The 19,259-nt window shown below is 52.4% G+C and carries 20 protein-coding genes, 3 tRNA genes and 1 pseudogene; 15 read left to right on the forward strand and 9 right to left on the reverse strand.

All coding sequences use genetic code 11. The annotated features are described in order from the left end of the window. The coding region (locus ACUU1M_RS02355; protein WP_449144254.1) for a helix-turn-helix domain-containing protein at positions 1 to 569 on the forward strand (569 nt) is incomplete at its 5' end. Next, positions 527 to 1,204 carry a DNA-binding transcriptional activator BglJ gene (bglJ, locus tag ACUU1M_RS02360; protein WP_024260828.1) on the forward strand — a complete coding sequence of 226 codons (678 nt, stop codon included), beginning with the start codon at positions 527 to 529 and terminating at the stop codon, positions 1,202 to 1,204. The genes ACUU1M_RS02355 and bglJ, both read left to right, overlap by 43 nt. A gap of 37 nt (positions 1,205 to 1,241) precedes the next feature. Here the strand turns inward: bglJ and fhuF are convergent, their stop codons facing one another. Next, positions 1,242 to 2,030, reverse strand: coding sequence for a siderophore-iron reductase FhuF (gene fhuF / locus ACUU1M_RS02365; RefSeq protein WP_000331583.1), 789 nt, complete (start codon positions 2,028 to 2,030; stop codon positions 1,242 to 1,244). 140 nt (positions 2,031 to 2,170) lie between these two features. Between fhuF and ACUU1M_RS02370 the strand changes: the two genes are divergently transcribed. Further along, complete coding sequence (locus ACUU1M_RS02370) at positions 2,171 to 2,407, forward strand: DUF1435 domain-containing protein (protein WP_001423769.1); 237 nt, start codon at positions 2,171 to 2,173, stop codon at positions 2,405 to 2,407. Positions 2,408 to 2,445: 38 nt separating this feature from the next. Here the strand turns inward: ACUU1M_RS02370 and ACUU1M_RS02375 are convergent. The 4 genes from ACUU1M_RS02375 to rsmC all read right to left on the reverse strand — a co-directional run bounded on the left by ACUU1M_RS02375 (position 2,446) and on the right by rsmC (position 4,076). Further along, a tRNA-Leu gene (locus tag ACUU1M_RS02375) sits at positions 2,446 to 2,532 on the reverse strand. Positions 2,533 to 2,566: 34 nt separating this feature from the next. Next, positions 2,567 to 2,653 (reverse strand) — tRNA-Leu (locus ACUU1M_RS02380). A 28-nt stretch (positions 2,654 to 2,681) separates the two neighbouring features. Continuing rightward, positions 2,682 to 2,768, reverse strand: a tRNA-Leu gene (locus tag ACUU1M_RS02385). Between the two features lie 276 nt (positions 2,769 to 3,044). Further along, positions 3,045 to 4,076 carry a 16S rRNA (guanine(1207)-N(2))-methyltransferase RsmC gene (rsmC, locus tag ACUU1M_RS02390; protein WP_001272302.1) on the reverse strand — a complete coding sequence of 344 codons (1,032 nt, stop codon included), beginning with the start codon at positions 4,074 to 4,076 and terminating at the stop codon, positions 3,045 to 3,047. A 102-nt stretch (positions 4,077 to 4,178) separates the two neighbouring features. Between rsmC and holD the strand changes: the two genes are divergently transcribed. The 8 genes from holD (at position 4,179) to ACUU1M_RS02430 (ending at position 10,639) form a co-directional block, all read left to right on the forward strand. Next, complete coding sequence (gene holD, locus ACUU1M_RS02395) at positions 4,179 to 4,592, forward strand: DNA polymerase III subunit psi (RefSeq protein WP_000204032.1); 414 nt, start codon at positions 4,179 to 4,181, stop codon at positions 4,590 to 4,592. Beyond that, positions 4,561 to 5,007 (forward strand): ribosomal protein S18-alanine N-acetyltransferase, encoded by a 447-nt coding sequence (gene rimI, locus ACUU1M_RS02400; RefSeq protein ID WP_001092461.1) that lies wholly within the window; start codon positions 4,561 to 4,563, stop codon positions 5,005 to 5,007. Before holD ends, rimI begins: the two co-directional genes overlap by 32 nt. Before the next feature lie 14 nt (positions 5,008 to 5,021). Then, complete coding sequence (gene yjjG / locus ACUU1M_RS02405; RefSeq protein WP_000870701.1) at positions 5,022 to 5,699, forward strand: pyrimidine 5'-nucleotidase; 678 nt, start codon at positions 5,022 to 5,024, stop codon at positions 5,697 to 5,699. Between the two features lie 90 nt (positions 5,700 to 5,789). Further along, a complete protein-coding gene (gene prfC / locus ACUU1M_RS02410; RefSeq protein WP_000175952.1) occupies positions 5,790 to 7,379 on the forward strand; it encodes a peptide chain release factor 3 in 1,590 nt (529 codons plus the stop codon). Positions 7,380 to 7,771: 392 nt separating this feature from the next. After that, positions 7,772 to 8,377: a molecular chaperone OsmY gene (gene osmY / locus ACUU1M_RS02415; protein ID WP_005072483.1), complete on the forward strand. Its 606-nt coding sequence runs from the start codon at positions 7,772 to 7,774 to the stop codon at positions 8,375 to 8,377. 126 nt (positions 8,378 to 8,503) lie between these two features. Further along, positions 8,504 to 8,665, forward strand: a complete 162-nt coding sequence (locus ACUU1M_RS02420; protein ID WP_000490275.1) for a DUF1328 domain-containing protein — start codon at positions 8,504 to 8,506, stop codon at positions 8,663 to 8,665. A 121-nt stretch (positions 8,666 to 8,786) separates the two neighbouring features. Beyond that, the gene (locus ACUU1M_RS02425) at positions 8,787 to 9,860 is read left to right on the forward strand and encodes a patatin-like phospholipase family protein (protein ID WP_005053752.1); all 1,074 of its coding nucleotides are present in this window, start codon (positions 8,787 to 8,789) and stop codon (positions 9,858 to 9,860) included. Then, a complete protein-coding gene (locus tag ACUU1M_RS02430; protein WP_000563017.1) occupies positions 9,857 to 10,639 on the forward strand; it encodes a metal-dependent hydrolase in 783 nt (260 codons plus the stop codon). The genes ACUU1M_RS02425 and ACUU1M_RS02430 overlap by 4 nt, the downstream gene beginning before the upstream one ends. A 213-nt stretch (positions 10,640 to 10,852) precedes the next feature. On the opposite strand, the gene ACUU1M_RS02435 is transcribed toward ACUU1M_RS02430, so the two are convergent. Next, positions 10,853 to 11,716 carry a YjjW family glycine radical enzyme activase gene (locus tag ACUU1M_RS02435; RefSeq protein ID WP_001088390.1) on the reverse strand — a complete coding sequence of 288 codons (864 nt, stop codon included), beginning with the start codon at positions 11,714 to 11,716 and terminating at the stop codon, positions 10,853 to 10,855. Then, on the reverse strand, positions 11,688 to 13,229 hold the full coding sequence (locus ACUU1M_RS02440; RefSeq protein ID WP_001143224.1) for a YjjI family glycine radical enzyme: 1,542 nt from the start codon (positions 13,227 to 13,229) through the stop codon (positions 11,688 to 11,690). Before ACUU1M_RS02440 ends, ACUU1M_RS02435 begins: the two co-directional genes overlap by 29 nt. A gap of 257 nt (positions 13,230 to 13,486) precedes the next feature. On the opposite strand from ACUU1M_RS02440, the gene deoC reads away from it, so the two are divergent. From deoC to deoD, 4 genes are all read left to right on the forward strand, one after another. Next, positions 13,487 to 14,266, forward strand: a complete 780-nt coding sequence (deoC, locus tag ACUU1M_RS02445) for a deoxyribose-phosphate aldolase (RefSeq protein WP_001295412.1) — start codon at positions 13,487 to 13,489, stop codon at positions 14,264 to 14,266. Between the two features lie 126 nt (positions 14,267 to 14,392). Next, entirely contained in the window at positions 14,393 to 15,715 is a 1,323-nt protein-coding gene (deoA, locus tag ACUU1M_RS02450; protein ID WP_000477815.1) for a thymidine phosphorylase, read from the forward strand. A gap of 51 nt (positions 15,716 to 15,766) precedes the next feature. Beyond that, a complete protein-coding gene (gene deoB, locus ACUU1M_RS02455; protein ID WP_000816471.1) occupies positions 15,767 to 16,990 on the forward strand; it encodes a phosphopentomutase in 1,224 nt (407 codons plus the stop codon). Between the two features lie 56 nt (positions 16,991 to 17,046). Next, positions 17,047 to 17,766: a purine-nucleoside phosphorylase gene (deoD, locus tag ACUU1M_RS02460; protein WP_000224879.1), complete on the forward strand. Its 720-nt coding sequence runs from the start codon at positions 17,047 to 17,049 to the stop codon at positions 17,764 to 17,766. Positions 17,767 to 17,926: 160 nt separating this feature from the next. Here the strand turns inward: deoD and ACUU1M_RS02465 are convergent, their stop codons facing one another. Further along, entirely contained in the window at positions 17,927 to 18,190 is a 264-nt protein-coding gene (locus tag ACUU1M_RS02465; RefSeq protein ID WP_000566150.1) for a helix-turn-helix domain-containing protein, read from the reverse strand. 31 nt (positions 18,191 to 18,221) lie between these two features. Beyond that, a pseudogene (lplA, locus tag ACUU1M_RS02470) lies at positions 18,222 to 19,238 on the reverse strand (lipoate--protein ligase LplA). Positions 19,239 to 19,259 lie beyond the last annotated feature (21 nt).

Raw genomic sequence — 19,259 nt, forward strand, 5'->3', positions numbered from 1 at the left:
GATTAGTCATTGCTGATTTAGCCGGTGAAAGTGAAGATCCACGTTCGGTTTGTGAACATTATTATTCTTTAATCTCACAATATCGGGAAATTCACTGGGTTTTCATGGTGTCACGCTCCTGGTATTCCCAGGCTGTAGAACTGCTCATGTGCCCTACGGCGACGTTATTGTCTGATGTTGAACCCATTGAGAATCTGGTCAAGACCGTACGTTCCGGCAATACGCACGCAGAGCGTATCAGCGCCATGCTGACCTCTCCGGCAATGACTGAAACTCATGATTTTAGCTATCGCTCCGTCATTCTCACTCTTTCAGAGCGCAAGGTACTGCGGCTATTAGGTAAAGGATGGGGCATCAACCAGATAGCTTCATTGCTTAAGAAAAGTAATAAAACTATCAGCGCCCAAAAAAACAGTGCGATGCGTCGACTGGCAATTCACAGCAACGCTGAAATGTATGCATGGATAAATAGCGCGCAGGGTGCAAGAGAACTTAACTTGCCTTCTGTTTATGGAGATGCCGCAGAATGGAACACAGCCGAATTAAGAAGAGAAATGTCGCACTCATAGAAAAATGCGTCATGAGTAGTATCGGTATTGAGAGTTTATTCAGAAAGTTTGCGGGCACCCCTTATAAGCTCCATACCTATACCAGTCAGGAGTCATTTCAGGATGCCATGTCGCGGATCTTGTTTGCGGCGGTCATTTTTTCTTTTTCTGCCATGAGAAGTGAGCGCAGAGAGGGATTATCTTGCCTGACTGAGCTGGCGATTAAGTTTCCGCGTACCCGGCGTTTAGTTATTGCGGATGATGATATTGAAGCTCGGCTGATTGGTTCATTGTCGCCATTACCGCTGGACGGTGTATTAAGTAAAGCGTCAACGCTGGAGATTTTTCATCAGGAACTCTTTTTGTCATTAAATGGTGTACGTCAGGCGACCGACCGACTGAACAATCAGTGGTACATTAACCAAAGCCGGACGTTAAGCCCGACGGAGAGAGAAATATTGCGCTTTATGTCGCGTGGCTACTCAATGACACAAATTGCCGAGCAGCTTAAACGTAATATCAAAACGATCCGAGCGCATAAATTTAATGTGATGTCGAAACTGGGTGTCAGTTCTGATGCAGGGTTGTTGGAGGCCGCAGATATTCTGTTATGTATGCGGCATTGCGAAGCAAGTAATGTGTTGCATCCCTATTAATCCGCATGATGCCGGGTTTACTTCCCCGGCAGTGCTTTCATTTCAGCGTACAATAGCCACATTGCTGCACATCCGGTAAGCGATAACGCTGGCAGCAAGTGCGGCGCACCAGCAGGCCGTCGCGCAGTACCACGGTACGCCAGAGTGGATTATCTTCACCGTTCGTGAGCGTTTTCTCAAAAAAGAGGGCATGGCGCAGCGATTCAACAGTAGCCTCGCCGAGCAGTTGCTTCATCTCAGTGAGATACCAGTTGATCAAATAACCGGTATTACTCCAGATAAGTTTGCCGTTGATCTCTCCGGTCGCTTCTAGTGCTTGCACAACCGGAACCAGCGCCTGGCTGATTAACGTTTCCATTCGCTGCTGCGGCGAATGTGGTGTTGCGTTTTTATCTTCACACACATCGACCCAGAAACAGGCGACGCGTCCGGTTTCGTGAAACTCAGCATGGAAATGTTCCGGCGACACATCTAATGCTTTTTCCTGCGTCAGTAGCGCCAGCATTAATGGTGGCACCATCAGGCCGATATACCATTGTGCCCATAGTGAGATCAGCGGTTTGTTCTCGCGGATCATCGTTGGTTGGTTGCGATAGATATGATCGGAATAGACCGCCAGTAGAGAACTTAGCGCATTCGGTGATGACCATTGCGCCAGCGTCATGGCGTTAAGCGGAGCGGGTTCATCCAGGCGGATAAACTCCAGCAAATGTTCACGATGTTTGGCGATCATCGCCCGTACGGCTTGTGCAAGCCCAGCATCCTGCGGCTGGAGATGCGTTCGCCAGATGACATCTTCATAGAGCGGTGCGGAACGATAGGCCATAATCGTGATAGTAATCTAAATGATAATGATTGCTAATCCTAGCGATAGGTTTACTCGATAGCAAGGGATTTCTCTGGCTTGCAAATGATAAAAATTATCATATGATATTGGTTTTCATTATCAATGAAAGAGATGAAACCATGTTGCAACGTACGCTGGGCAGTGGCTGGGGAGTGTTGCTGCCGGGATTGCTGATTGCAGGGCTGATGTATGCGGATTTATCGCCGGATCAGTGGCGGATTGTCATTCTGATGGGATTAGTATTGACGCCGGTGATGCTGTATCACAAACAGTTGCGGCATTACATTTTGCTACCATCGTGCCTGGCGCTTATTGCTGGCATCATGCTGATGATAATGAATTTGAATCAGGGATGACAAAACAGGGAAGAAACAAGAAAGGAAGTAAAGATAATTGGTGCGAGGGGGGGGACTTGAACCCCCACGTCCGTAAGGACACTAACACCTGAAGCTAGCGCGTCTACCAATTCCGCCACCTTCGCACAGTCATCTTACTTTTTTTGATATCGCCTCGTTTGGTGCGAGGGGGGGGACTTGAACCCCCACGTCCGTAAGAACACTAACACCTGAAGCTAGCGCGTCTACCAATTCCGCCACCTTCGCCCAGTGCGAGCAATATCAACGTGGTTTTTGGTGCGAGGGGGGGGACTTGAACCCCCACGTCCGTAAGGACACTAACACCTGAAGCTAGCGCGTCTACCAATTCCGCCACCTTCGCATACCATCAATTCTTAAAAAGAATTGCTACCACGGAGGCGCATTCTAGTGGTTTTCAGCTTTTCGTCAATAGTTAATTATCGCCTGATGTGTAATTGCTGGAAAAATGTCCATCAGGAAACTAGCGTGCAGGTTTGGTAGGCATGCGGGGGCAGATGCCAGATGCGACGCTGGCGCGTCTTATCTGGCCTACGAAGGGCTAACGTGCAGGTTTTGTAGGTCGGATAAGGCGTTCACGCCGCATCCGACACGGTATGCGGCGACAGATATCAGATACTCAACCTTTCTTCGCCTGGCGGGTCATAATGGCGCGATATACCTTGAAGCGCCCGGTTTGCGCGATAACTTCATGGAAGCCAAATGTCTCATCCAGCACGTCCGGGTAAGGCAGGAAGGCGTTCGCTACAATTCGCAGCTCGCCGCCGCTATTAAGATGACGCACCGCGCCGCGAATCAGCGTTTGCGCCGCATCCAGGCTGGTTTGCATCCCATCGTGGAACGGCGGGTTGGAGATGATCATATCAAAACGACCTTTCACCTCGGAAAAGACGTTGCTGGCAAAGACTTCACCTTCAACACCGTTGGCTGCAAGTGTTGCGCGGCTGGCTTCTACCGCCGGGGCAGAGACATCGCACAAGGTGAGACGAATTTTCGGCGAATGGCGCGCAAAGGCAACTGAAAGTACACCCGCGCCACAGCCGACATCCAGCACTTTACCTTTCGTGTGCGGAGTTAACGTCGAGAGCAGCAACTGGCTACCGACATCCAGACCGTCGCGGCTAAACACGCCAGGCAGCGTTTTGACCGTCAGGCCATCGACGCTGTATTCGCCCCAGAATTTATCCGCATCAAATACTGGCTGTTTTTCCAGACGACCAAAATAGAGGCCACAGCGACGAGCGCTGTCGACTTTATTCAACGGCGCATAATCTGCCAGCATCTGCTCAGCGCTGCGCACGCCGCTGCGGTTCTCGCCAACGACAAAAATATCTGTCCCCACTGGCAGCAGAGAAAGTAAATTCATCAACTGGAACTGGGCTTCCGGTTTGTTCTTCGGCCAGTAGTAAATCAGCGTATCGCAATCTGCGACATCATTCGCCGTGGCGACCAGACTAAAACGGGCGTTATCCCCCATCTGGCAGCTTAACACCTGCCAATGGTGGAATTGCTGGGTATGAGCACGGCTGGCCGCGGTATCTAAACGCGCGGGCAGGTCATCCTGTAAGTCTCCGGCAAACAGAATACGGCTTTGTTCGAAATCATCACTGTGACGCAGCAAGACTTCACTTGCCGGGGTAAATGCAGACATGGAATGCTCCTCAATTGATACTGGCGGCGATTATAGCCATATGTTGGCGCGGTATCGACGAATTTGCTATATTTGCGCCCCTGACAACAGGAGCGATTCGCTATGACATCCCGACGAGACTGGCAGTTACAGCAACTGGGCATTACCCAGTGGTCGCTGCGTCGCCCTGGCGCGTTGCAGGGGGAGATTGCCATTGCGAGCCCGGCACACGTCCGTCTGGTGATGGTGGCAAACGATCTTCCCGCCCTGACTGATCCTTTAGTGAGCGATGTTCTGCGCGCATTAACCGTCAGCCCCGATCAAGTGCTGCAACTGACGCCAGAAAAAATCGCGATGCTGCCGCAAGGCAGTCGCTGCAACAGCTGGCGGTTGGGTACTGACGAACCGCTATCATTGGAAGGCGCTCAGGTGGCATCACCGGCGCTCACCGAATTACGGGCAAACCCAACGGCACGCGCCGCGTTATGGCAACAAATTTGCACATATGAACACGATTTCTTCCCTCGAAACGACTGATTTACCAGCGGCTTACCACATTGAACAACGCGCCCACGCCTTTCCGTGGAGTGAAAAAACCTTTGCCAGCAACCAGGGCGAGCGTTATCTCAACTTTCAGTTAACGCAAAACGGCAAAATGGCGGCGTTTGCGATTACGCAAGTGGTGCTGGATGAAGCTACATTGTTCAATATTGCGGTCGATCCCGACTATCAGCGTCAGGGGCTGGGTAGGGCGCTGCTGGAACATCTGATCGACGAACTGGAAAAACGCGGCGTGGCGACACTATGGCTGGAAGTCCGTGCCTCAAATGCTGCCGCCATTGCCCTGTACGAAAGTTTAGGCTTTAACGAGGCGACGATTCGCCGCAATTACTACCCCACCACGGACGGTCGCGAAGACGCCATCATCATGGCGTTGCCAATCAGTATGTAAGACAAGGTGGAATAATGAAGTGGGACTGGATTTTCTTTGATGCCGATGAAACGCTGTTTACCTTTGACTCATTCACCGGCCTGCAGCGGATGTTTCTTGATTACAGCGTCACCTTTACCGCTGAAGATTTTCAGGACTATCAGGCCGTTAACAAGCCACTGTGGGTGGATTATCAAAACGGCGCGATCACTTCATTACAGCTTCAGCACGGGCGTTTCGAGAGCTGGGCCGAACGGCTGAAAGTTGAAGCAGGCTTGCTTAACGATGCCTTTATTAATGCGATGGCGGAAATCTGTACGCCGTTGCCGGGCGCGGTTTCTCTGCTTAACGCCATTCGTGGCAACGCTAAAATCGGCATCATCACCAACGGTTTTAGCGCCTTGCAGCAAGTGCGTCTGGAACGGACGGGCCTGCGTGATTACTTCGATTTGCTGGTGATTTCCGAAGAAGTTGGCGTTGCCAAACCGAATAAGAAAATTTTCGATTATGCGCTGGAACAGGCGGGCAATCCTGACCGTTCACGCGTGCTGATGGTTGGCGACACTGCCGAGTCCGATATTCTCGGTGGCATCAACGCCGGGCTTGCGACCTGCTGGCTGAATGCGCACAATCGCGAGCAACCAGAAGGCATCGCGCCCACCTGGACCGTTTCTTCGTTGCACGAACTGGAGCAGCTCCTGTGTAAACACTGATTGCCTCCCCCCCGTTGATGGGTAAAATAGCCGCAATTTTTCGTTTTCAACAAGCGCGGCGCGATGCCGCTTACTCAAGAAGAAAGAATTATGACGTTGTCTCCTTATTTGCAAGAGGTGGCGAAGCGCCGCACTTTTGCCATTATTTCTCACCCGGACGCCGGTAAAACTACCATCACCGAGAAGGTGCTGCTGTTCGGACAGGCCATTCAGACCGCCGGTACAGTAAAAGGCCGTGGTTCCAACCAGCACGCTAAGTCGGACTGGATGGAGATGGAAAAGCAGCGTGGGATCTCCATTACTACGTCTGTGATGCAGTTTCCGTATCACGATTGCCTGGTTAACCTGCTCGACACCCCGGGGCACGAAGACTTCTCGGAAGATACCTATCGTACCCTGACGGCGGTGGACTGCTGCCTGATGGTTATCGACGCCGCAAAAGGTGTTGAAGATCGTACCCGTAAGCTGATGGAAGTTACCCGTCTGCGCGACACGCCGATCCTCACCTTTATGAACAAACTTGACCGTGATATCCGCGACCCGATGGAACTGCTCGATGAAGTTGAGAACGAGCTGAAAATTGGCTGCGCACCGATCACCTGGCCAATTGGCTGCGGCAAGCTGTTTAAAGGCGTTTACCACCTTTATAAAGATGAAACCTATCTCTATCAGAGCGGTAAAGGGCACACCATTCAGGAAGTCCGCATTGTTAAAGGGCTGAATAACCCGGATCTCGATGCTGCGGTTGGTGAAGATCTGGCACAGCAGCTGCGTGACGAACTGGAACTGGTTAAAGGCGCGTCTAACGAGTTCGACAAAGAGCTGTTCCTTGCGGGCGAAATCACTCCGGTATTCTTCGGTACTGCGCTGGGTAACTTCGGCGTTGATCATATGCTGAATGGCCTGGTGGAGTGGGCGCCTGCGCCGATGCCGCGTCAGACCGATACCCGTACCGTAGAAGCGAGCGAAGATAAATTTACCGGCTTCGTATTTAAAATTCAGGCCAACATGGACCCGAAACACCGCGACCGCGTGGCGTTTATGCGTGTGGTGTCCGGTAAATATGAAAAAGGCATGAAACTGCGCCAGGTGCGCACTGCGAAAGATGTGGTGATCTCCGACGCGCTGACCTTTATGGCGGGTGACCGTTCGCACGTTGAAGAAGCGTATCCGGGCGATATCCTCGGCCTGCACAACCACGGCACCATTCAGATCGGCGACACCTTTACCCAGGGTGAGATGATGAAGTTCACCGGTATTCCGAACTTCGCACCAGAACTGTTCCGTCGTATCCGCCTGAAAGATCCGCTGAAGCAAAAACAGCTGCTCAAAGGGCTGGTACAGCTTTCCGAAGAGGGCGCGGTGCAGGTGTTCCGTCCAATCTCCAACAACGATCTGATCGTTGGTGCGGTTGGTGTGCTGCAGTTTGATGTGGTGGTAGCGCGCCTGAAGAGCGAATACAACGTTGAAGCAGTGTATGAGTCAGTCAACGTTGCCACTGCCCGCTGGGTAGAATGTGCAGACGCGAAGAAATTCGAAGAGTTCAAGCGTAAGAACGAAAGCCAACTGGCGCTTGATGGCGGCGATAACCTCGCTTACATCGCTACCAGCATGGTCAACCTGCGCCTGGCACAGGAACGTTATCCGGACGTTCAGTTCCACCAGACCCGCGAGCATTAATTCTTGCCTCCAGGGCGCGGTAGCCGCTGCGCCCTGTCAATTTCCCTTCCTTATTAGCCGCTTACGGAATGTTCTTAAAACATTCACTTTTGCTTATGTTTTCGCTGATATCCCGAGCGGTTTCAAAATTGTGATCTATATTTAACAAAGTGATGACATTTCTGATGGCGTTAAATACCGTTCAATGCGTAGATATCAGTATCTAAAGCCGTCGATTGTCATTCTACCGATATTAATAACTGATTCAGAGGCTGTAATGGTCGTTATTCATCACCCATCGCTTTTGTGATGGCAACCATTGACTTTTGTAGAGGGTGAAGTCTCTCCCTATTCAGCAATGCAACCTCGTGTTGCTAGGCTCAAATTACGAGCAAACATACAGGAATAAATCGATGACTATGACAAGACTGAAGATTTCGAAAACTCTGCTGGCTGTAATGTTGACCTCTGCCGTCGCGACCGGCTCTGCCTACGCGGAAAACAACGCGCAGACTACCAATGAAAGCGCAGGGCAAAAAGTCGATAGCTCTATGAATAAAGTCGGTAATTTCATGGATGACAGCGCCATCACCGCGAAAGTGAAGGCGGCGCTGGTGGATCATGACAACATCAAGGGCACCGATATCTCTGTCAAAACCGATCAAAAAGTCGTGACCCTGAGCGGTTTCGTTGAAAGTCAGGCCCAGGCCGAAGAGGCAGTGAAAGTGGCGAAAGGCGTTGAAGGCGTGACCTCTGTCAGCGACAAACTGCACGTTCGCGACGCTAAAGAAGGCTCGGTGAAGGGCTACGCGGGTGACACCGCCACCACCAGTGAAATCAAAGCCAAACTGCTGGCGGACGATATCGTCCCTTCACGTAAAGTGAAAGTTGAAACCACCGATGGCGTGGTTCAGCTCTCCGGTACCGTAGATTCTCAGGCACAAAGTGACCGTGCTGAAAGTATCGCCAAAGCGGTAGATGGTGTGAAAAGCGTTAAAAATGATCTGAAAACTAAGTAATTCGTCGTAATTCGTCCTCCCGAACTTTGTCGGGAGGCGCGATGTGTACCACACTAAAAATATCGCATTGAGTGATTTTCACGCTCATATCAAGCGGTGACATTAACTATGGTAAAGGAGACGCTTATGTTTCGTTGGGGCATCATATTTCTGGTTATCGCGTTAATCGCCGCCGCACTTGGGTTTGGTGGTCTGGCCGGTACCGCTGCAGGCGCAGCTAAAATTGTCTTTGTCGTCGGGATTATTCTGTTCCTGGTGAGTTTGTTCATGGGCCGAAAACGACCCTAGATTTCAGACCATTAAGAAAATTTTATCCAAAGCCAGTCCAGCGGACTGGCTTTTGCGGTTTTAGCGAATAATAAATTGCGTTACTTTGTCTTTCTTTCACAACAAAAACAGGAAGGCAGAAGTGGGGCAGCGAATACCTGTAACGCTTGGTAATATTGCGCCGTTGTCGCTAAGGCCGTTCCAGCCTGGACGAATAGCTCTGGTGTGCGAAGGCGGCGGACAGCGTGGAATTTTCACGGCTGGCGTGCTGGATGAGTTTATGCGCGCGCAGTTTAATCCTTTCGATCTTTATCTCGGCACATCTGCCGGGGCGCAGAACCTCTCGGCGTTTATCTGCAATCAGCCCGGTTACGCGCGCAAAGTCATCATGCGCTATACCACAAAACGCGAATTTTTCGATCCATTGCGCTTTGTCCGTGGAGGAAATCTTATCGATCTCGACTGGCTGGTGGAGGCCACCGCAAGCCAGATGCCGTTGCAAATGGATACCGCCGCGCGGTTGTTTGACAGCGGCAAATCGTTTTATATGTGCGCCTGTCGTCAGGATGACTACGCGCCGAATTACTTTTTACCAACCAAACAAAACTGGCTGGATGTGATTCGCGCCTCCAGTGCGATACCTGGCTTTTATCGTAGCGGAGTGTCGCTGGAAGGCATTAACTACCTGGATGGCGGGATCAGTGATGCGATTCCGGTTAAAGAGGCGGCAAGGCAGGGCGCTAAAACGTTGGTCGTCATCCGCACTGTGCCGTCACAAATGTACTACACGCCGCAGTGGTTCAAACGCATGGAACGCTGGCTGGGTGACAGTAGCCTGCAGCCGCTGGTCAATCTGGTGCAGCATCATGAAACCAGCTATCGTGACATTCAGCAATTTATTGAGAAACCACCGGGCAAGCTGCGGATATCCGAAATTTATCCGCCGAAGCCATTACATAGTATCGCGCTTGGCAGTCGGATTCCGGCGCTGCGTGAAGACTATAAACTTGGGCGTTTATGCGGTCGTTATTTCCTCGCCACGGTTGGCAAGCTATTAACTGAAAAAGCGCCGCTTACCCGCCATCTGGTGCCAGTGGTGACGCCGGAATCGATTGTCATTCCGCCTGCGCCAGTCGCCAACGATACGCTGGTTGCCGAAGTGAGCGACGCTCCGCAGGCGAACGACCCGACATTTAACAATGAGGATCTGGCTTGATTTGCCGTTTTATCGACACTCACTGCCATTTTGATTTCCCGCCTTTTATTGGCGATGAAGAGGCCAGCCTGCAACGCGCGGCACAAGCGGGCGTAGGCAAGATCATTGTTCCGGCGACAGAGGCGGAAAATTTTGCCCGCGTGCAGGCGTTAGCGGAAAATTATCAACCGCTGTATGCCGCATTGGGCTTGCATCCTGGTATGTTGGAAAAACATAGCGATGTGTCTCTTGAGCAGCTACAGCAGGCGCTGGAAAGGCGTCCGGCGAAGGTGGTGGCGGTGGGGGAGATCGGTCTGGATCTCTTCGGCGACGATCCGCAATTTGAGAGGCAGCAGTGGTTACTCGACGAACAACTGAAACTGGCGAAACGCTACGATCTGCCGGTGATCCTGCATTCACGGCGCACGCACGACAAACTGGCGATGCATCTTAAACGCCACGATTTGCCACGTGCTGGTGTTGTCCACGGATTTTCTGGCAGCCAGCAACAGGCTGAACGGTTTGTACAGCTGGGCTACAAAATCGGCGTAGGCGGTACTATCACCTATCCACGCGCCAGTAAAACCCGCGATGTCATCGCAAAATTACCGCTGGCATCGTTGTTGCTGGAAACCGATGCGCCGGATATGCCGCTCAACGGTTTTCAGGGGCAGCCTAACCGCCCGGAACAGGCTGCCCGTGTGTTTGCCGTGCTTTGCGAGTTACGCCCGGAACCCGCGGATGAGATTGCCGAAGTGTTGCTTAATAACACGTATGCGGTGTTTAACGTTCGTGGGTAGTTTGCCCTTCGTAGGCAGCATCTGGCAGTCGGCGCATAATGCCTGATGCGACGCTTAACGCGTCTTATCATGCCTACAGGTTTGTGCCGAACCGTAGGCCGGATAAGGCGTTCACGCCGCATCCGGCAGTTGGCGCACAATGCCTGATGCGACGCTTGACGCGTCTTATCAGGCCTACAAGTCTGTGCCGAACCGTAGGCCGTATCCGGCATGTCACAAATAGAGCGCCGGAAATATCAACCGGCTCACCCCGCGCACCTTTAATGCATCAGCCAACGGCTCAACGTCTTCCGGCGTGGCGCTCGCCCAGCTTTGCGCCTCGCCATACACGCCGTGGGCATGAAACGCGTTCAGGCGAACCGGAACATCGCCAAGTCCCTTGATAAACGCCGCCAGTTCTTCGATGTGTTGCAAATAATCCACCTGGCCTGGGATCATCAGCAAACGCAGTTCCGCCAGCTTGCCGCGCTCTGCCAGCAAATAGATGCTGCGCTTAATCTGTTGATTATCGCGTCCGGTTAATTGTTGATGACATTCGCTACCCCATGCTTTGAGATCGAGCATTGCACCGTCACACACCGGGAGTAATTTTTCCCAGCCGCTTTCGCTCAACATACCGTTACTGTCCACCAGACAGGTGAGATGGCGCAGTTGCGGATCGTTTTTGATAGCAGTAAACAGCGCCACTACAAACGGCAGTTGGGTCGTGGCTTCGCCGCCGCTTACCGTTATCCCTTCAATAAACAGCACCGCTTTGCGCACATGGCTAAGCACTTCGTCCACGCTCATGGATTGCGCCATTGGTGTGGCATGTTGCGGACACATCTTCAGGCAGGTATCACATTGCTCGCAGACCACAGCGTTCCACACCACTTTGCCGTCAACAATCTGCAACGCCTGATGCGGACACTGTGGCACGCACTCCCCACAGTCATTGCAACGTCCCATCGTCCACGGATTGTGACAGTTTTTGCAGCGCAGATTGCAGCCCTGCAAAAACAGAGCCAGACGACTGCCTGGCCCGTCAACGCAGGAGAAGGGGATAATCTTACTGACTAAAGCGCATCTGCTGTTCATGGCTTATCACGCGCGGCTGGCGTTCCAGAATACGAGTGTTGCGTGCGGCTTCTTCGCCCAGCCAGGTGGTGTTGGTGCGTGAACCTTCGGCGCGATATTTTTCTAAATCCGACAAACGCACCATATAACCGGTAACGCGAACCAGATCGTTACCGCTGACATTGGTGGTAAATTCACGCATTCCGGCTTTAAAGGCACCGAGGCAAAGCTGTACCAGTGCCTGCGGGTTACGTTTGATGGTTTCGTCGAGCGTCAGAATGTCGCTGATGCCGGAATAATAATAAGCATGATGCGGGGCGACAGTTTGCAGATGGGTGATCGGATCTGGCTCATCGCCATACGGCAAACGCGCGCCCGGCGTGGTGCCGATATCGGAACTGATCCCCGACTGTGCGTGTAACATGGCGCGTTTTTGCCAGCCATATTTCACGGGGGTATTGGCGACAAACTCCGCCAGTTGCGTGCTGATGCGATAACCCACTTCATTTGCGGCGGCTTCTTTACCGTAGCGCGCGGCAATCCCTTCTTTCTCACACAGCAAGTTAACCGCTTCCGCCAGCCCATACATGCCAAACATTGGCACAAAACGTTCAGGGTTAATCAGCCCTTCTTTCACCAGGAAGCTATTCTCAAAGAAGTGTGATTGTTGATAGAGGAATTCACACCGCGCATCGATGATGGCGATCTGCTGCTGGCAGTAGTGCGGTAGAGTGCGCGTAAAGAAGTCATCCAGCGATTCGCTGCGCTCGGCAATGGCTTTCAGGTTAAGGCGTACCAGCGTGCTGCCACCACCCGCCAGCGGCAGTGAGTTGTAACAGCTCACAATCCCGTAGCCCCCTTTTGTGAAAATTTTATCATGCACCGGACCGTTGGCGATGTGCGGTTTGCTACATTCACAGATGTTCTTCGCCACTTCCAGCAGCAGGTCATCAGGGGTGATTTCAGGATCGTAGATAAAGGTCAGGTTCGGTGAAACCTGCGCGTCTGCACGTAAGATCGCGCGGGTAATGGGCGAATCAGACGGGCCGATATTGGCGTGCATAAAGGCATCTGGCAGGGTTCTGTCGAGGTAACGCCAGAAACGTTTTATTCGAACATCGATCTCGTTTTGTGTTAGAATTCTAACATGTGGTTGCAACAACGCATCCAGTTGCCCCAGGTAGACCGGCATCGATGTGACCGACGGTACGTGGTGGTAAAGAATGGTCAGCAGAGAGAGTGCGTCATCAAGATCTTTCGCGCCTTCCAGCTCCAGCCATTCGGAACCGTTCGCCAGAAAACGAGCGTAATCGGGTAAGACATAGCGCGGTTTGTACGGCGCATGACCTTCAAACATATCGCAGATTACACCTTCATCCAGCGCGCGGCGGGCTTCGGCAGGAAGCTGTGGGTAAGGCAGATTGTTTTCTGCTTCCAGTGCCAGAAAATGGCGCTTCTGCTCCGGGCTAAGCACTGGGCTGGTGACAATTTGCTGGCAACGTTGTTGCAGTGCATTTTCATGAGAAGTGGGCATCTTCTTTTCCTTTTATGCCGAAGGTGATGCGCCATTGTAAGAAGTTTCGTGATGTTCACTTTGATCCTGATGCGTTTGCCACCACTGACGCATTCATTTGAAAGTGAATTATTTGAACCAGATCGCATTACAGTGATGCAAACTTGTAAGTAGATTTCCTTAATTGTGATGTGTATCGAAGTGTGTTGCGGAGTAGATGTTAGAATACTAACAAACTCGCAAGGTGAATTTTATTGGCGACAAGCCAGGAGAATGAAATGACTGATCTGAAAGCAAGCAGCCTGCGTGCACTGAAATTGATGGACCTGACCACCCTGAATGACGACGACACCGACGAGAAAGTAATTGCTCTGTGTCATCAGGCCAAAACCCCGGTCGGCAATACCGCCGCTATCTGTATCTATCCTCGTTTTATCCCGATTGCTCGCAAAACTCTGAAAGAGCAGGGCACCCCGGAAATCCGTATCGCTACGGTAACCAACTTCCCACACGGTAACGACGACATCGAAATCGCGCTGGCAGAAACCCGTGCGGCAATCGCCTACGGTGCTGATGAAGTTGACGTGGTGTTCCCGTACCGCGCGCTGATGGCGGGTAACGAGCAGGTTGGTTTTGACCTGGTGAAAGCCTGTAAAGAGGCTTGCGCGGCAGCGAATGTACTGCTGAAAGTGATCATCGAAACCGGCGAACTGAAAGACGAAGCGCTGATCCGTAAAGCGTCTGAAATCTCCATCAAAGCGGGTGCGGACTTCATCAAAACCTCTACCGGTAAAGTGGCTGTGAACGCGACGCCGGAAAGCGCTCGCATCATGATGGAAGTGATCCGTGATATGGGCGTAGAAAAAACCGTTGGTTTCAAACCGGCGGGCGGCGTGCGTACTGCGGAAGATGCGCAGAAATATCTCGCCATCGCAGATGAACTGTTCGGTGCTGACTGGGCTGATGCGCGTCACTACCGCTTTGGTGCTTCCAGCCTGCTGGCAAGCCTGCTGAAAGCGCTGGGCCACGGCGACGGTAAGAGCGCCAGCAGCTACTAAGTAAGATGCTTTACGCCTGATGCGCTGCGCTTATCAGGCCTACGAGACGTATCTACCCGTAGGCCGGATAAGGCGTAGACGCATCCGGCAAAAGCCGCCTCATACTCTTTTCCTCGGGAGGTTACCTTGTTTCTCGCACAAGAAATTATTCGTAAAAAACGTGATGGTCATGCGCTGAGCGATGAAGAAATTCGTTTCTTTATCAACGGTATTCGCGACAACACTATTTCCGAAGGGCAGATTGCCGCCCTCGCGATGACCATTTTCTTCCACGATATGACAATGCCTGAGCGTGTCTCGCTGACCATGGCGATGCGAGATTCAGGAACCGTTCTCGACTGGAAAAGCCTGCATCTGAATGGCCCGATTGTTGATAAACACTCGACCGGCGGCGTCGGCGATGTCACTTCGCTGATGTTGGGGCCGATGGTCGCAGCCTGCGGCGGCTATATTCCGATGATCTCCGGTCGCGGCCTCGGTCATACTGGCGGTACGCTCGACAAACTGGAATCCATCCCTGGCTTCGACATTTTCCCGGATGACAACCGTTTCCGCGAAATTATTAAAGACGTCGGCGTGGCGATTATCGGTCAGACCAGTTCACTGGCTCCGGCTGATAAACGTTTCTACGCGACCCGTGATATTACCGCAACCGTGGACTCCATCCCGCTGATCACTGCCTCGATCCTGGCGAAGAAACTGGCGGAAGGTCTGGACGCGCTGGTGATGGACGTGAAAGTGGGTAGCGGCGCGTTTATGCCGACCTACGAACTCTCTGAAGCCCTTGCCGAAGCGATTGTTGGCGTGGCTAACGGCGCTGGCGTGCGCACCACCGCGCTGCTCACCGACATGAATCAGGTACTGGCCTCCAGTGCAGGTAACGCGGTTGAAGTTCGTGAAGCGGTGCAGTTCCTGACGGGTGAGTATCGTAACCCGCGTCTGTTTGATGTCACGATGGCGCTGTGCGTGGAGATGCTGATCTCCGGCAAACTGGCGAAAGATGACGCCGAAGCGCGCGCGAAATTGCAGGCGGTGCTGGACAACGGTAAAGCGGCAGAAGTCTTTGGTCGTATGGTAGCGGCACAAAAAGGCCCGACCGACTTCGTTGAGAACTACGCGAAGTATCTGCCGACAGCGATGCTGACGAAAGCAGTCTATGCTGATACCGAAGGTTTTGTCAGTGAAATGGATACCCGCGCGCTGGGGATGGCAGTGGTTGCAATGGGCGGCGGTCGTCGTCAGGCATCTGACACCATCGATTACAGCGTCGGCTTTACTGATATGGCGCGTCTGGGCGACCAGGTAGACGGTCAGCGTCCGCTGGCGGTTATCCTCGCGAAAGACGAAAACAGCTGGCAGGAAGCGGCGAAAGCGGTGAAAGCGGCAATTAAACTTGCCGATAACGCACCGGAAAGCACACCAACTGTCTATCGCCGTATCAGCGAATAACGGTATACTGATCTGATCATTTAAATTTGAAGCACTGAGTACGGAGAACATATGAAACGTGCATTTATTATGGTGCTGGACTCATTCGGCATCGGCGCTACAGAAGATGCAGAACGCTTTGGTGACGTCGGGGCTGACACCCTGGGTCATATCGCAGAAGCTTGTGCCAAAGGCGAAGCTGATAATGGTCGTAAAGGGCCGCTCAATCTGCCAAATCTGACCCGTCTGGGGCTGGCGAAAGCACACGAAGGTTCTACCGGTTTCATTCCGGCGGGAATGGACGGCAACGCTGAAGTTATCGGCGCGTACGCATGGGCGCACGAAATGTCATCTGGTAAAGATACCCCGTCTGGTCACTGGGAAATCGCCGGTGTCCCGGTTCTGTTTGAGTGGGGATATTTCTCCGATCACGAAAACAGCTTCCCGCAAGAGCTGCTGGATAAACTGGTCGAACGCGCTAATCTGCCGGGTTACCTCGGTAACTGCCACTCTTCCGGTACGGTCATTCTGGATCAACTGGGCGAAGAGCACATGAAAACCGGCAAGCCGATTTTCTATACCTCCGCTGACTCCGTGTTCCAGATTGCCTGCCATGAAGAAACTTTCGGTCTGGATAAACTCTACGAACTGTGCGAAATCGCCCGTGAAGAGCTGACCAACGGCGGCTACAATATCGGTCGTGTTATCGCTCGTCCGTTTATCGGTGACAAAGCTGGTAACTTCCAGCGTACCGGTAACCGTCACGACCTGGCTGTTGAGCCGCCAGCACCGACCGTGCTGCAGAAACTGGTTGATGAAAAACACGGCCAGGTGGTTTCTGTCGGTAAAATTGCAGACATCTACGCCAACTGCGGTATCACCAAAAAAGTGAAAGCGACTGGCTTGGACGCGCTGTTTGACGCCACCATCAAAGAGATGAAAGAAGCGGGTGATAACACCATCGTCTTCACCAACTTCGTTGACTTCGACTCTTCCTGGGGCCACCGTCGCGACGTCGCCGGTTATGCTGCGGGTCTGGAACTGTTCGACCGCCGTCTGCCGGAGCTGATGTCTCTGCTGCGCGATGACGACATCCTGATCCTCACCGCTGACCACGGTTGCGATCCGACCTGGACCGGTACTGACCACACGCGTGAACACATTCCGGTACTGGTATATGGCCCGAAAGTAAAACCGGGCTCACTGGGTCACCGTGAAACCTTCGCGGATATCGGCCAGACTCTGGCAAAATATTTTGGTACTTCTGATATGGAATATGGCAAAGCCATGTTCTGATGGATTTGGGCGGAGCGTTGACTCCGCCTTTGTTATGTCACAAAAAGGATAAAACAATGGCTACCCCACACATTAATGCAGAAATGGGCGATTTCGCTGACGTAGTTTTGATGCCAGGCGACCCGCTGCGTGCGAAGTATATTGCTGAAACTTTCCTTGAAGATGCCCGTGAAGTGAACAACGTTCGCGGTATGCTGGGCTTCACTGGTACTTACAAAGGCCGCAAAATTTCCGTAATGGGTCACGGTATGGGTATCCCGTCCTGCTCCATCTACACCAAAGAACTGATCACCGATTTCGGCGTGAAGAAAATTATCCGCGTTGGTTCCTGTGGCGCAGTTCTGCCGCACGTAAAACTACGCGACGTCGTTATCGGTATGGGGGCCTGCACCGATTCCAAAGTTAACCGCATCCGTTTTAAAGACCATGACTTTGCCGCTATCGCTGACTTTGACATGGTGCGTAACGCAGTAGATGCAGCTAAAGCACTGGGCGTTGATGCTCGCGTGGGTAACCTGTTCTCCGCTGACCTGTTCTACTCTCCGGACGGCGAAATGTTCGACGTGATGGAAAAATACGGCATCCTCGGCGTGGAAATGGAAGCGGCTGGTATCTACGGCGTGGCTGCAGAGTTTGGCGCGAAAGCCCTGACCATCTGCACCGTGTCTGACCACATCCGCACTCACGAGCAGACCACTGCCGCTGAGCGTCAGACCACCTTCAACGACATGATCAAAATCGCACTGGAATCCGTTCTGCTGGGCGATAAAGAGTAATTGTGTTTCGCTGAAAGGCGATTGTCGTGTTAAGCCGGAGTGGGGGACTGCTCCGGCTTTTTAGTATCTATTCATCAATAGCAACTGATTTATAGATTTACTATTATTTTTCATATGGATAGAAAATAAAATACATTCAAGTATCTATTCACGAATCTATTCATTTATGTTCAGCCGTCATCCAGGAAGGGCATATCAGCAACTCTGGTGGACAACCATAAATTTCTGCCATTTTGCTTTTGATGTTTGAGCTAAGCCGTTCCGTCTTTTCGATCTGTTTTAGAGAATTAATCGAGATACCTAACATTTTACTTACTTCAGCAAGCGATAATTTATGCCTGATACGCACGGCGGCTAGCCAGGAAATACGCTGGCTGAACATTAAATTGATAATCTCCCGTTCCTGGTTTTCCAGATCGATCATATTTCCTTCCTTGGATATTTTAATCAGCGAGTTACCTTACCGCCCCCGCTATCCACGTCGACAACTCCCGTAGCTCTTTTTCCTGGTCCGGGAAGTCAACCAACAGCGCTTCGCACTCTTGTTGCAGCATATCCGCGCGGTACAGGCAGCCTTGCAGTCGCCCGGCGAGGGCTTCCAGCGGCGCGGGGTTGAGGCTGTCGGTAAATACCTGGGCGCGGGTGATATGGCCTTTTTCAACGTCGAAATGCAGTTCCACGCCGCCCCAGCTAAAGCGTTCATCCAGCAGATGCGAGAATGCCGGAGCCTGACCGAAGTTCCACTCTCAGCTACTCTGACGGGCAAAGGTTTCGGCGAAGTTTGGCAAGTCTGGCGTTTTGTCCGGGGAGATGATTTCCGCTTCCACGTGCTCGCCATAATGGGCGAAAAAGGCCTCGGTTATGGCCTCGCAAACCTGCTCATGGGTGAGCCCCGGCAGCAGCTCGGTGAGGTTGGTCACGCGGGAACGCACTGAAGTAATGCCTTTCGCCGCCAGTTTCTTTTTATCCGGATTGAGATAGTTTGCCAGGCGGCTGAGGTCGGCATTGAGTAGCAAGGTGCCGTGGTGGAAGCCGCGATCTTTGGTTTCGCGATAGGCCGAGCCTGAGACTTTGCGGTCGCCTTCGACGGTTTTCACCACCAGATCGTTACGTCCGGACGCTTCGGCGCTGACGCCGAGCGCGTTCAGCGCATTGAGCACAATCGACGCGGAGATAGTTTTATCGTACTCCGGCTTGCCAGCCATAAAGGTAAAGCAGGTATTGCCGAGATCGTGGAACACCGCGCCGCCACCGCTACTGCGCCGCGCCAGGCGGACGTTATCTTCTTCCATCCGCCGGGTATTACACTCTTTCCACGGGTTCTGCGCGCGACCAATTACTACCGTGTCGGCATTGCGCCAGAGAAACAGAACGCGCTGCGTGGCGGGCATTTGGCGAAAAATACACTCTTCCACCGCCAGGTTAAACCACGGGTCGTAAGAGTCAGAGATGAGCAGGCGTAATGTGGACATAACGATTTCCTTTCTTGTAGT

The sequence above is a fragment of the Shigella sp. SIG6 genome (genome assembly GCF_053555815.1).

Excerpts from the sequence above, each read along its gene's own strand:
- bglJ (WP_024260828.1), top strand. The coding sequence starts at position 527 with ATGGAACACAGCCGAATTAAGAAGAGAAATGTCGCACTCATAGAAAAA.
- fhuF (WP_000331583.1), bottom strand. The coding sequence starts at position 2,030 with ATGGCCTATCGTTCCGCACCGCTCTATGAAGATGTCATCTGGCGAACG.
- ACUU1M_RS02370 (WP_001423769.1), top strand. The coding sequence starts at position 2,171 with ATGTTGCAACGTACGCTGGGCAGTGGCTGGGGAGTGTTGCTGCCGGGA.
- rsmC (WP_001272302.1), bottom strand. The coding sequence starts at position 4,076 with ATGTCTGCATTTACCCCGGCAAGTGAAGTCTTGCTGCGTCACAGTGAT.
- holD (WP_000204032.1), top strand. The coding sequence starts at position 4,179 with ATGACATCCCGACGAGACTGGCAGTTACAGCAACTGGGCATTACCCAG.
- rimI (WP_001092461.1), top strand. The coding sequence starts at position 4,561 with ATGAACACGATTTCTTCCCTCGAAACGACTGATTTACCAGCGGCTTAC.
- yjjG (WP_000870701.1), top strand. The coding sequence starts at position 5,022 with ATGAAGTGGGACTGGATTTTCTTTGATGCCGATGAAACGCTGTTTACC.
- prfC (WP_000175952.1), top strand. The coding sequence starts at position 5,790 with ATGACGTTGTCTCCTTATTTGCAAGAGGTGGCGAAGCGCCGCACTTTT.
- osmY (WP_005072483.1), top strand. The coding sequence starts at position 7,772 with ATGACTATGACAAGACTGAAGATTTCGAAAACTCTGCTGGCTGTAATG.
- ACUU1M_RS02420 (WP_000490275.1), top strand. The coding sequence starts at position 8,504 with ATGTTTCGTTGGGGCATCATATTTCTGGTTATCGCGTTAATCGCCGCC.
- ACUU1M_RS02435 (WP_001088390.1), bottom strand. The coding sequence starts at position 11,716 with ATGAACAGCAGATGCGCTTTAGTCAGTAAGATTATCCCCTTCTCCTGC.
- ACUU1M_RS02440 (WP_001143224.1), bottom strand. The coding sequence starts at position 13,229 with ATGCCCACTTCTCATGAAAATGCACTGCAACAACGTTGCCAGCAAATT.
- deoC (WP_001295412.1), top strand. The coding sequence starts at position 13,487 with ATGACTGATCTGAAAGCAAGCAGCCTGCGTGCACTGAAATTGATGGAC.
- deoB (WP_000816471.1), top strand. The coding sequence starts at position 15,767 with ATGAAACGTGCATTTATTATGGTGCTGGACTCATTCGGCATCGGCGCT.
- deoD (WP_000224879.1), top strand. The coding sequence starts at position 17,047 with ATGGCTACCCCACACATTAATGCAGAAATGGGCGATTTCGCTGACGTA.
- ACUU1M_RS02465 (WP_000566150.1), bottom strand. The coding sequence starts at position 18,190 with ATGATCGATCTGGAAAACCAGGAACGGGAGATTATCAATTTAATGTTC.